13 protein-coding genes and 1 pseudogene are annotated in these 12,152 nt (G+C 36.8%); 1 reads left to right on the top strand and 13 read right to left on the bottom strand.

Annotated features, from left to right (window positions below):
- Nucleotides 1-9: 9 nt before the first annotated feature.
- The 4 genes from PSR12_RS00720 to PSR12_RS00705 form a co-directional block, all read right to left on the bottom strand.
- Nucleotides 10-1,314 carry a transglutaminase domain-containing protein gene (locus tag PSR12_RS00720; RefSeq protein WP_274771171.1) on the bottom strand — a complete coding sequence of 435 codons (1,305 nt, stop codon included), beginning with the start codon at nucleotides 1,312-1,314 and terminating at the stop codon, nucleotides 10-12.
- Nucleotides 1,315-1,404: 90 nt separating this feature from the next.
- On the bottom strand, nucleotides 1,405-2,541 hold the full coding sequence (locus tag PSR12_RS00715; protein ID WP_274771169.1) for a transglutaminase domain-containing protein: 1,137 nt from the start codon (nucleotides 2,539-2,541) through the stop codon (nucleotides 1,405-1,407).
- Between the two features lie 253 nt (nucleotides 2,542-2,794).
- Complete coding sequence (locus PSR12_RS00710; RefSeq protein WP_004233098.1) at nucleotides 2,795-3,055, bottom strand: metal-sensitive transcriptional regulator; 261 nt, start codon at nucleotides 3,053-3,055, stop codon at nucleotides 2,795-2,797.
- 84 nt (nucleotides 3,056-3,139) lie between these two features.
- A complete protein-coding gene (locus tag PSR12_RS00705; RefSeq protein ID WP_004233095.1) occupies nucleotides 3,140-3,853 on the bottom strand; it encodes a glycosyltransferase family 2 protein in 714 nt (237 codons plus the stop codon).
- Between the two features lie 239 nt (nucleotides 3,854-4,092).
- On the opposite strand from PSR12_RS00705, the gene PSR12_RS00700 reads away from it, so the two are divergent.
- Complete coding sequence (locus PSR12_RS00700) at nucleotides 4,093-6,009, top strand: SEL1-like repeat protein (protein ID WP_221681320.1); 1,917 nt, start codon at nucleotides 4,093-4,095, stop codon at nucleotides 6,007-6,009.
- 44 nt (nucleotides 6,010-6,053) lie between these two features.
- Here PSR12_RS00700 and PSR12_RS00695 read toward each other — a convergent pair whose 3' ends face one another.
- The 9 genes and pseudogenes from PSR12_RS00695 to PSR12_RS00655 form a co-directional block, all read right to left on the bottom strand.
- The gene (locus PSR12_RS00695) at nucleotides 6,054-6,461 is read right to left on the bottom strand and encodes a hypothetical protein (RefSeq protein WP_004233089.1); all 408 of its coding nucleotides are present in this window, start codon (nucleotides 6,459-6,461) and stop codon (nucleotides 6,054-6,056) included.
- A gap of 73 nt (nucleotides 6,462-6,534) precedes the next feature.
- Entirely contained in the window at nucleotides 6,535-7,908 is a 1,374-nt protein-coding gene (locus tag PSR12_RS00690; protein WP_221681318.1) for a HAMP domain-containing sensor histidine kinase, read from the bottom strand.
- Nucleotides 7,905-8,576 carry a response regulator transcription factor gene (locus PSR12_RS00685; RefSeq protein ID WP_257520918.1) on the bottom strand — a complete coding sequence of 224 codons (672 nt, stop codon included), beginning with the start codon at nucleotides 8,574-8,576 and terminating at the stop codon, nucleotides 7,905-7,907. The genes PSR12_RS00690 and PSR12_RS00685 overlap by 4 nt, the downstream gene beginning before the upstream one ends.
- Before the next feature lie 73 nt (nucleotides 8,577-8,649).
- Nucleotides 8,650-9,747 carry a DUF1648 domain-containing protein gene (locus tag PSR12_RS00680; protein WP_221681316.1) on the bottom strand — a complete coding sequence of 366 codons (1,098 nt, stop codon included), beginning with the start codon at nucleotides 9,745-9,747 and terminating at the stop codon, nucleotides 8,650-8,652.
- A 4-nt stretch (nucleotides 9,748-9,751) separates the two neighbouring features.
- The gene (locus tag PSR12_RS00675; protein ID WP_221681315.1) at nucleotides 9,752-10,147 is read right to left on the bottom strand and encodes a GntR family transcriptional regulator; all 396 of its coding nucleotides are present in this window, start codon (nucleotides 10,145-10,147) and stop codon (nucleotides 9,752-9,754) included.
- 72 nt (nucleotides 10,148-10,219) lie between these two features.
- Complete coding sequence (locus PSR12_RS00670) at nucleotides 10,220-10,513, bottom strand: LysR substrate-binding domain-containing protein (protein ID WP_342456122.1); 294 nt, start codon at nucleotides 10,511-10,513, stop codon at nucleotides 10,220-10,222.
- A gap of 54 nt (nucleotides 10,514-10,567) precedes the next feature.
- Nucleotides 10,568-10,729 carry a hypothetical protein gene (locus PSR12_RS00665; RefSeq protein WP_231595767.1) on the bottom strand — a complete coding sequence of 54 codons (162 nt, stop codon included), beginning with the start codon at nucleotides 10,727-10,729 and terminating at the stop codon, nucleotides 10,568-10,570.
- 258 nt (nucleotides 10,730-10,987) lie between these two features.
- Nucleotides 10,988-11,248, bottom strand: a pseudogene (locus tag PSR12_RS00660) (recombinase family protein); the annotation flags it as partial.
- Nucleotides 11,249-11,452: 204 nt separating this feature from the next.
- Complete coding sequence (locus tag PSR12_RS00655; protein WP_231595766.1) at nucleotides 11,453-11,851, bottom strand: hypothetical protein; 399 nt, start codon at nucleotides 11,849-11,851, stop codon at nucleotides 11,453-11,455.
- Between the last annotated feature and the right edge of the window lie 301 nt (nucleotides 11,852-12,152).

The following is a 12,152-nucleotide window of genomic DNA, read 5'->3' as shown; positions in this document are numbered from 1 at the left end:
TTCTTGCTTTTAAAGTGCCAGTCTCTTCAATTCTTTCGTCGTAAAATAGAGATAGCCATCCTTTATAAATAAATCCTTCGAATCCTCCCTATTTAGTACCTCTTCTCCACTACCATCTGGACGAATCTTTGTTAAATACGCCCCTCGGGAATAATTACTAAAGTAGAGCCAACCATCTGAATAAACGATATATTGCGCCCGGGAATTTGTGACACGTTTCGTCTTACCAGTTTTCATATCTAGTACATATAGCTTATTGTCATCTGCAATATTACTATAAAACAATTGGTCTCCAACCTGTGCTGGGAAGTCTATATCATGATAATAACTATACAGTGTGCTTGTTGCTTTTGGATAGTCTTCAGCAATCCACGAGTGATCCTTCGCCATTGTACGGTCATCTACTAAAAAGTATTGGTAGCGTATTGCACCCTTACGATCTGGTACTGGATCATTCCATGTCGTATCGAGATGATACCACTGTCCATCCAGCTTGACTAGATTCCACGCATGTCCCTCTTGACCTACATAGCCCACAATATATTTTGTTTCAATACCCAATTTTTGAAGCATAGAGTGAGCAAGTAAAGCATAGCCCTGGCATACTCCCCCGTGCTCAGCAAGAACGGTATAAGCGCTGTGTGGGCTAGAGTTCGTTTGTTCTGTATAGGAAGTATTGGCAACAATATAGTCATTGACAGCTCGTACCTTTTCTACATCCGTCATAGATTTTTTACTAATCCTAGCAATAATTTCTTGAACATTCATCTCTACATATGCCGCCTGCTCTGGCGTCATTAAATAGCTCTGTTCTCCAAAAATAGTTGCTTTATTTCGCCCATATTCATATCGAATTGAATGTTTACTTACATGGCCGTAAACATAGTCATCGCGTTTGATAGCATTGTTATAGGCCTCTTCTACAATTTGTTCAATTCTCTGTGTATTCCCTTTATATTGAATTTCAAACTTTGGTGAAAAGCTATTATAATACGCATACATCGCATCAGCCAGTTCCTTGGCATTTGTCACGACTAACTTTGTTTCAGGTTTCTGAATAGGTGGAGCTGTAGGGGCTACCTCCGCTTCATGTACATCTTCTATAGGTAGGGCTGTTTCAATTGAGGCATTATCTGAAAGTCTTGCAGTAACATCTACGATCTTCTCCTTTGTTGAAAGTAGCATCGTTTCGATTTCATCATTATTTGTCCAATCCACCACCTGTTGAATAACTGCCTTACCAGCTGTATAAATAGGATCAATAAAAATAACAATAATGGCAATTATAGCTAATTTCTTCCACAAACTCCTCACCTCCAACCGTCTTCCTTACATTATATACAAAAAAAGCACAAAGAACTCACTTAAGGGTCCATTTGTGCTTGTTAATATTTGTTTGTTGACTTAATTAATTTTAAGTTTATGTTCTTTTGTTTGGACATTATACAGTAAATAATTGTCACTAACCTTTAAATTTGTTACTGGCTGCTTCACTAGCACCTCAGCTTTTAACGTTTTTAAATCTAGCTTTGTCAAATACCCACCGTTACTGTAATCACTATAATATAGGTTTTGATTAGTCCCTGTAATATACAACGAACGTTTATCTAATACCTTTGACTTACTACCACTAGTCATATCAAGCTTATACAGTTTATCGTTATCTGCAGTATTACTAAAATAAACAATATTATTTAACTGATGTGCGAAATGGACATTAAGCATATAACTGTATTTAGTGCTTGTAGCAGTAGGATAATTTCCTTTAATCCAAGTATGGTCTTTGCTAATTTGATTGTCCGACACTAAAAAATAGTCATAGGACGCCGCACCAACGCGATTTGGCAAAGGATCGTTCCACGTTGTATCCAAATGATACCATTCCCCATCAACCTTTACTAAATTCCAAGCATGTGCCTCATTCCCATTTACAAAGCCTACAACATATTTTGTCTCTATCCCAGATTGCTCTAACATAGCATGTGCTGCCAATGCATAACCTTGGCATACAGCTTGTCCTTCAAAAAACAAAGCATAAGCACTATGTGGACTTGCCTTAGTTTTAGTTCCGTACATAGTATTGGATACAATATAATCGTTAACAGCTTTTACTTTTTGAAAATCTGTCATAGAAGGTTTGATAATATTTTTCAGAATTAGATTAATCTTTTTTTGTACAGCTGCTTCTTGAGTTTGACTTGTCAGGTACTTCATTTTATAGGTTACATTCCCTAGAGAATCTGCGGAAACCATGGTACTTTCTATATGTCCACTTGCATAAACGGCTTGTTGCTTAGCTTTTTCAAGTGCGTCCATCATTTCTTTTTTTAGGTCGCCTATTTTGCCTGTATACTTAATTTTTATATCGGTCTCAAAGTTTTGTATTTGCTTTGCAAGTTCTTCTGTTAATTGATCCCAACTTGCTACTGTTGAGTTAGCTACCATAGGATAAATTGGGGAGGTATTTTCTGTTTGTTTTGCATAGACAGCAGTTGGACTTAACATCAATAAAGCTGCACCACATAACAATAATTTTTTCATCGCTCATCACCTTCCCTTTGATTCTTTCTTTACTATTTAGCATAGCAAAGAATGTACCTACTAAGCTATCATACAAGTTCACTAACTAAGACTTTTAACTAAAAATATATTAAATTTTATATAATATAAAATACCTACTAATAAAATATAATTAGCGAATATAACTATTTTTTTGCAAAATAATAAAACTCACCTAATTAATAGTGAGTTTTATTTCGATTTAGATTCTGTAATTGTTCAGGCGTTTAGTAAATTATCTACTTTTCACCACTAAATTAACTGCTTCCTGAATGGCTTCGTTCATTTTTTCACCATCCCCTTCAGCATTCTGTACACATTCCAATAGGTTCGTACTAACAATAACCCCAACTGTACGGTCTACAGCAGAGCGTACTGCTGATAATTGTGTAATGACTGCCTTACAGTCTTTTTCCTCCTCCATCATTTTCAAAATGCCACGTAGCTGTCCTTCCATCCGTTTCACACGATTTTTCACTTGATCTGAATATTCCATATACATTGCTCCTTCTCTTATACTCGCTACGCTCTAATGAGTGATCGTTATTCTTTATCCTAGCTCATTATTTTAAATTTAAACCTAGCCATTACTATTCCTTGGTTTTAGATAATTGATGAGCATTCTCGTAATAATGGTACCAGCGTTTGTTATTTCATCGTACTGAATTATTGAATTCTTCTTTATACGTAATTGCCCAATTTCTACCTCGAAAACTGGACACTTTCTTTTAAGTGCAGCAATCAACATGTTTGTATCATAATCATAGCGTTCACCTTTTACTTTCATTAACCAAGGCAACTCATTGATGGAAATATAACGTAAACCTGTTTGTGTATCCATTAATTTCTTATGATACAGTATCTCGAAAAATAAGCTTGTTGCACGATTTCCCCAGTAAGAAAGAAATGTACTATCAGTTGAACGAAAGTTACGCACACCTAGCACAATCCCTTCAGAAAACACCTTTGTCATGGTTAAAACAAGCTTAACATCTTGTAAAGTATGTTGCCCATGAGCCCCAACTGTAAGGATACCATGGCACCTTGCTTGTTGTTCTCGTATATATGCAAAGGCGGTCTTAAGTGCGCCACCCTTACCAATATTGCAATCATGCTGTAGTACTTGGCAGCGTTCAATTTTATCTAGGTTTTCAAAAATATCTTTATATTTTTGATCACTCCCATCATTGACAATGATGATTTGTGTAATAGTCGTTGCTAATAATTGATGTACATAGGTAATGAGTGATTGTTGTGGATTATATGCTGGTATAATAGCTGCAATATTTTTCATTTCGATCCCCCACCTAAAGGCTGACAGGTTCTCCGTAGCTACGAATCTCCCTTATATCAAATAGTATCATGTAACACCAACAATTCAACTGATCAATCCCATTAAAACATATCAATAATATCGATTTTTCTCCGATATATGAACAAAGAGATGAAGAGGCGCTTTGTAAAAAGGTTTAAAAGTAAAATGCTTGCAATAAAAACCGAGGTAATTAACTGAAAGAGGTGAGTTCTTTCGTCATGCATTATGAAAACCTTGAAGAACAATGTCAAAAATTAAGACAGCTGTCCTTCACAACATTATCCAAAAATTTACAGGATGCTAGTTTGCTCGCCATTTCAACCCCAGCAGAATCCTTACAGAAGTCACTTCTTGTATTAGAGGAAATTTTATATGAGATTTATCGATTGGAAATGCATACCGAACCTAAACTCAAAAATGTCCGAATGCTATTAAATAATCGAAGTTTTGTGGCGCAAATTCATCCTCGTCGAATTTATTTATTGATGAATCTAATTCATAAAATGACAAGCCATACTAGTAATGACATTGTAGAAGCCAAAGCAGCTAAAATTGTTTTAGACTATCTTAGCGATATTGTTGAATGGTTTATGAAGCGCTATGATCGTAGTTTCAAATCGAACCGCCTGTCTTCTCATGTCACAGAACTTCCTTCTATATTTGATAAAAATATACTTCAGCATGAGCAGTCACGAGAGGCTTACGAACATGCTGTCAAATGGTTTGAAGTAGCTGCCCAGAATGGAGATGCAAGTGCTCAATATAACTTAGGTGCTCTTTACAATCATGGGCGAGGTGTAGAAAAGGACTATAGGCTTGCAAAAATGTGGTATGAACGAGCTGCCGCACAAAATGACGCAAATGCTCACTATAGCCTCGGTGTACTTTATCATCTAGGCCAAGGTGTTATACAGGATTATCTAGAGGCTGCACGTCATTACCAAATAGCTGCTGATTTAGAGAATGCTGACGCCCAATACAATTTAGGTGTACTCTATAATCAAGGCTTAGGCCTATCTCAAAATTTTAATGAAGCTGCCAAGTGGTATACCTTAGCAGCCAATCAAGGGAATACAAGTGCCCAAAACAATCTAGGCTTTCTTTATCATAATGGCACGGGTGTGGAGCAAAGCTATGATAAGGCCGTCGCTTATTTCAAAATGGCTGCCTTAACTGGAGATGCAAGTGCTCAATACAATCTCGGTTATATGCATCTTAAAGGGCGTGGTATTCCCCAAAACCAAGAAGAAGCAGCAAAATGGTTTCATATGGCTGCTTTACAGGACCATGTGAACGCAGAGTTTCAACTGGCCATGCTCTATAATACTGGGCAAGGAATGACGAAGGATCATATAGAAGCTTTAAAATGGTTCAAGCTAGCGGCACATAAAGGACATTTAAATGCTCAATACTGTCTTGGCCTGCTGTATGAAAAAGAACAGAATCTTGTGTCAGCAGAAAAGTGGCTACTGCAAGCTGCTGACAATGGCCATATCAGCGCTGGCTTCGAGCTTGGACGTCTATATGCATATCAGCTTCAAGACCCAGCCAAGGCAATGTCATATTTTAGGACAGCCGCTGAAAAGGGCTATGCAGATGCACAGTATGAGCTTGGCCTATTACTGACATCTGGCACTGGTGTTCCTATAAATTATAAGGAGGCCGTTAAATGGTGGCGAGCAGCAACCGATCAATCACATATTCAAGCTGAATATCAATTAGGCCTACTTTATGAACAGGGATTAGGGGTAGCCTTAAATCTTGAGGAGGCACGCAGATGTTATCGACTAGCAGCCACTCAAGGCCATGCAGGTGCGCAGTATCAACTGGGCAATTTATTTGATAAAGGTAAAGGCGTAGAACAGGATTACACAGAGGCAGCTAAATGGATTGAACAGGCTGCATCACAAGGACATATGAAGGCACAATACCAATTAGCCCAAATGCACATTCATGGACAGGGCGTACCAAAGGACTTTGCAAAGGCCGCCCAGCTTTATCGACTATCTGCTAATCAAGGGCATCAAAAAGCCCAATTCCAGCTTGGTATGCTCTACAAAAAAGGGCATGGTGTTGCACAAGACTATCAAGAGGCGACAAGATGGCTGAAAAAGTCACTGGAAGAAATTAAATAAATATTAAAAAACCTACCGCATCACATAAGACACGGTAGGTTTTATTAATGACTGCTATTATCCTTTTGTTGTTGAATCATAAATGTTACAACAATAAATAAAGCAAAGCTAATTAATAGCGTAGTTCCTCCTACAATAAAGAAGACTAATGTAAAAGTGCTACCAAAATTAAATGGATTTATATTGTAAAACCACATGCCTAACGTTAAGCCCAGAACACCCACAATAGCTGTCCAACCATGAATGGTTACTAATTTTTGTGATTTCACTTTGAAGGCTCTATAAAAAATACCCCAGGCAAACATACTAAGCCAGCCAACAAGTAAAATATGTGCATGTATCGGTCTATATTCATAACTACCTGATCCCGACATATGTGAACCTAAATATGTGCCGATTAAAGCAAAAATTGCCGCTAATCGAATAAGGCGTATGCTCCACTTTTGTTCCATACGATAACTCCCCCTAGTCGTGTTTCAACTAAGTAGCAGTTTATCTTGTGAACATGAACTTTACATGAACTCCTTATGACAAAATTGGTAGATGGATATAAACCTTTGTGCCCGCATGCACTGTACTTTGCATCTGTATGGTCCCTCCATGTAGCTCAACAATTTGTTTGACAATCGCTAAGCCTAGTCCGGTCCCTTGCTTGGTTCTAGACGCATCGGCACGATAAAAACGGTCATATACTTTTGCTAACTGATCCTCAGTCATTCCTATCCCACTGTCCTCCACAAGAATTTCAACTAAGGCAGATCTTTTTTGTAAATGTAGATGTATTTGCCCACCCTCTACATTATATTTAATGGCATTTGTCAGTAAATTATCCCATACGTTTTGTAAAAGCCCTGCATCGCCATCAAAAATAATTTGCTCAAGCTTATATGATATTTGAAGTTGTGACTCTTCCATTTGCCAACGATACTTTCGTACAGTTTCCTTTAGCTGTTCATCTAAACGATAAGACTCACGTTTTACAATTATTGTCGATTGGTCAAGGGAGGTTAATAATAATAACTGTTTGGTTAATGTAGATAGGCGTTTTGTTTCTAGTTCAATGATTGCTGCATATTCCTGTCTTTCCTGTTCAGTAAGGGAAGGATTTTTCAGTAAATCTACATACCCTTGAATATTTAATAAAGGTGATTGAAAATCATGTGATACATTACTAATAAATTCCTTCCTTGTACGATCAGTTTCCTGTAATCTCTCGGTCATCCTATTAAAGCTTGATGCTAATTGACCAATTTCATCTGCACGATCAATATCTAGAACTGTATCAAATTTTTCATGCGCTAGCTGTTGAGTGGCTGCTGTTAACTTTGTAATGGGGCGAATTAATGCTTTAGCAAATAGTAGCATGGCAAGTAGGCTCAGTATTGTCATAACCAACATTAATCCTGCAAGTATTGTATGCACCTCAGAAAACAATAAACGAATATCAGGTCTTATGAATAATGCATAGGACTTGCTTCCATAGGTAAATGGCACACCAATTGTATTATTCAGTTCATTAGCAAAAAATCCTGTTACAAAGGTTTCTTTAGGAAAATCTCGCATACCATGATAGGTTTCCCCATTTAAAACACGCTCTACCACAGACGTTGACAATGTTTTATCACGATATGGACCGCCAAAAAATTGCCCCTCCTCACCAGTTGTCACATAAATTTGATAGCCGATTTCACCCAATGTTGTCAGATAGCTATTTAAATCCTCTGGTTTGTCTGTCTCAATATAATGCACAATATCCTGTGCTATGCTAACGTTCTTTGCATCATTTTTTTCTTTTATAACTTGATGGTAATAGGTATTCGTTGCCAAAAATCCCATACATAAGCTTCCGATCATTACCAGCATTGTTGTTACAACAAATTTACTATATAAGGTTTTCATGTTGCTTCCTCTAGCTTATAGCCAACACCTCTTACTGTTGTAATTTCAACAGCCGTGTCATATCGGTTTAATCTTTCACGAATCCGCTTCACATGCGTATTTAACGTTTGCTCATCTCCATCATAGTCATAGCCCCATACTTGTTCCATAATATAGCTACGAGTAAACACTTGATGGGGACGTGATGCTAACAAAGCCAGTAATTCAAATTCCTTTAAAGGTAATATAAGTGTATTTTCCCCTATTACAACCTCAAAGCTTCGTCGGTCAATTACTAGTTTACCTACTTGGATGGTTACTTGGTTTTTTTTATCAAATCTCCTCAATATCGCAGCTATACGAAATAATAATTCCTTTGGTTCAAAGGGCTTTACAACATAATCGTCAGATCCTGCTAAAAAGCCACGTTCTTTATCCTCTAGCTCACCTTTTGCTGTTAATAATAAAACAGGAATATCATAATCTTGAGTTAAATACTCTGTCAGTGTAAAACCATCCATTCCTGGCATCATCACATCGACAACAGCTAAATCAGGCAGACTCCCTTCGAGTAAGGCTAGTGCCTGCTTTGCATTTTCAGCAAGTAGCACTTGGTAGCCTTCCTTTGTAAGATAAATATTGACTAGCTGTAAAATATGAACATCATCATCGACAACAAGGATCTTCACCTGCCCACCTCCAGTTAATAAGAAAAAAACCGATCATATAGAACAAATTTTTTCATCATAAATTACTATTATTTTATAATGAAAATATAGAAATCAACAGCAATAAGAGAAAAGGTAATCCAATAACAATATAGCCTCTAGGATTGGCAAGGTTCATGGTCCATCCTACCCCAAAGCGTTTCTCCACAAAAACGGATGGGTCTTGTCGATTCATATAAATTAAGCCGCCCTTCCAATAACGATCCTCATCCACATCCATTACTTGGGAATCTATATTTGCTTCATAGCGTACTTTATGTTTATACTTTTTCACCACATATATCAGTAATGAACCCAGCAAAACAACTAAGAACAAAATAAATACTGGTAATAGCTTATAGCCTACTGTCATAGAAGGATAGATGTTACTTAATTGTAAAATTGTTAATAAAGCTGTTAATGCAGAACTTATCAGTAGTATTTGCCAACTCATGTATTTTCGTGTTTTTAGCTGATCCTCCAACGATTCCTCTTTGCGATTTACAGCTAATTTAATTGCAGAACGTTTAATGGAGTCGGTAATTCCCCACATCATACACTGCATCATTAGCATTACCAGTGGCAGTGAAATAGCTGTAAAATAGGTCTTGTTTCTCCAGGCATCCGCTTCGCCACTCGGCCCCCAATGTACTGCTATATCATTTGGCATGAGATCGTAATGAAGGTATGTGTAAATGATCAAAAATACCGATATTCCTAATGGAACAGCAAAAAAAGACCAAGGAAGCATTTCATCACGGCTTCTTGCAGTTAAATCCACTGCCCGTACTTGTTTAATATTTGCGCCCCACTGCTCTTGTTTTTTCAACTTCGATACCTTTTGATGATTTATCCAATACAACGCCATACTTACTGCAAGCATACTAAACAAACAGCTTAATAAAACAATACTTTGAATAGATTCAGAAGGAGCAAATTGATTGTAACTTATAATCATGATGATTAGAAAAACTATCCCTGTTCCCCCTACGAACTGCACATACTGTTTTTTCAACTGAGCTAAGATGGGATGCTTAATATTTTGATCAGGCACTGTGACTCCAAAAACGACTGTCTCTCGTACAATATAGGGAACGACTATTTGCAAAGCTAATGTCATGATGTAAATGGTTATAAAAACGCCAAGTAGCATTTTGCTACACTCCCTCTGCTGGAATTTGCAAATCGGCAAAAACTTTTTTCATCATGTGCTCAATTTGTTCAGCTGTTGCGCCGAGCACCATTCCTTCTGCCACAACAGGTTTCAAATTCTTTTCGATTTGTCGCAGTTGCTCAGGTGATAAAGCTCTCTCCTCTGCTGAACTTATAATAGCTCCAGATTTTGGCCGAATGGTAATAATCCCTTTTGCCTCTAATTCATGATAACTTTTATTAACAGTATGCATATTAACACCTAAATCGGCAGCTAAACTTCGCACAGACGGTAAAGTATCACCTGGCTTCATTTCTCCTTTAGCAATTCCTTCGATAATTTGACGTGTTACCTGCTCATAAATAGGTACGTCTGATTGAAATTCTATTTGAATAAACATGTTTATCAGCTCCATATTTGTTATACAACTAATATAACAAATTTCTCTCCACCTTGCATGAGATTGAAATTTTTAAATAGGGGAATTTTTTATGGTTTCAATAAATCTTTGCACAAGTAAATTCTGCTTCTCATTATTCCTTGTACAAATTGCAATTTTATGTTTAATGGCATGTATTTCCTTCACATAAACTCTCGCCAATTGCCCACTCTCTACATACTCTCTAACAGCAAGAGAAGAAATAAAATTTGCACCATAGCCCGCCATGACTGAGCGAATGGTTTCATGAATGCCATTAAATTGGAGTGCGATATTGGGTGGTTTCACTTGGTAGGTTTGACATAATGAGAAAAGATGCTCCCTCATTTTAAAATGCTTTCAAAATTCACATGTTGCGCATCTATAATGACACGACACCCACTATCCGTCTTTCTGATTTGTTTCTGGAAAGGATAAATAGCTCTTAGATTGCTCCATATACTTAAAAGCTGTTGAAATTGTATTTAATCCTACCTCTAATTTGTTACTCAAATGCTCTCGGCTTACTTTGATAATGCCATTGTATGTAAAATCATAAATCAATTTTTCTAGCACCCTATGTACTTTCTCACCAGGATAAATACCTTGTGCTGCTAAAGTTTCTTCTAGTTGCTGCAGGCGTTCTTCTTTGAGTTGCCGATCTCCTTTTTGATTGCCGTATGTAATAAATGTTTAGACTGCTTGGTTTGGTGTAGTTTTTAGTTTATTTTTCATGATAGTTGCTCCTTTTTTGAAGCAAAAAAGCGTTTTACATCGCTGTAGTAACGATGCAAAACGCTTTCGATGACGGAAACTTTTTAATAAATTTACGCCTTTGGCGAATAACCGTTCAATGATCTCGATGCCTTCTTTAGTGTTTCGAGCCAATCGATCCAATCTGGTTACAACAAGCCTGTCACCTTCATTTAATTTAGACAGCAGCTCATTTAATTGTGGTCGGTCTGTTTTCGTTCCTGTGAATTTCTCTTTATAAATAACAGTCGCTCCTTCACTCTCCAACGCTTGAAGCTGAACCTCTAATTCCTGTGATACAGTCGATACCCTTGCATAACCGTAAATCATAGAAAAATACCTCATTTCTGCACTACATTTATCGACCTAAGTTATGACACCTTTTTACACCTTGATATTACTGCATCAACACACTGGTGTAAAAACTATTAAGTTTTGGCACTGTATAAATAAAAAAGACCACCTCGTATGAGATGGATACATCATTCTATCTATTCAATTAAAGCACCACGTTTGTTGAACAAGGAATTTTGTTTACCCTTCAACAATTGCAAGATATTTTTTGATTTCTCCTTCAGATTCAACAATTAAAATATCTCCTCGTTCTTTGGTAGAAAAAATCTTTGTACCAACAGGAAGTTTATTCGACATCTCATCTCTAAAATCTGTATTAGCATCATTTTTTGTTTTTATTTCACCGATTTGAACATCTTTTGTTAAAGACAATTCTTCAACCCAATCAATATTAGTTTTGTAGATAACTCCATCATACTGAAAAATATCAGCATCAGAATCTAATGTTAAAACTTCTTCGGCATCTATACTGTCAATTGATACTGTTGTAGTTCCCCCTTGAATATTGCATCCTGTAATCATGAATAAAGCTAATGCGATCAAACCATAGAATAATTTTTTTATTTTCAATTTACCCACCTCTTTTATATAGACACCTATTGTCTACCAAAAGTTACATATTCAACTAAATATCTTCGTTAGTTGAACAAGAATCCGTTCCACAACTCTTTAAGTTTTGATATCAAGGCTGATGGGAAAGTATGGGTATTCACCCCATACATTAGAATTTAAATCCATAAATAACTTTTATACCATTTAAATCATCAGTTTGGGGAGTTGTCATTTTAGTTCTATCTCTGCTGCTATCCATAAGACGGCTTTGTACTAGCCGTAGTAAATTAGCATAGAAAAACCGCGTAACTAAAAAAACAGTTACGCG

Source organism: Lysinibacillus sp. G01H (assembly GCF_028872195.1).
Lineage (GTDB): Bacteria > Bacillota > Bacilli > Bacillales_A > Planococcaceae > Lysinibacillus > Lysinibacillus capsici.
The sequence above is the reverse complement of the archived record's forward strand: the minus strand, read 5'-3'. Positions and strand labels throughout refer to the sequence as shown.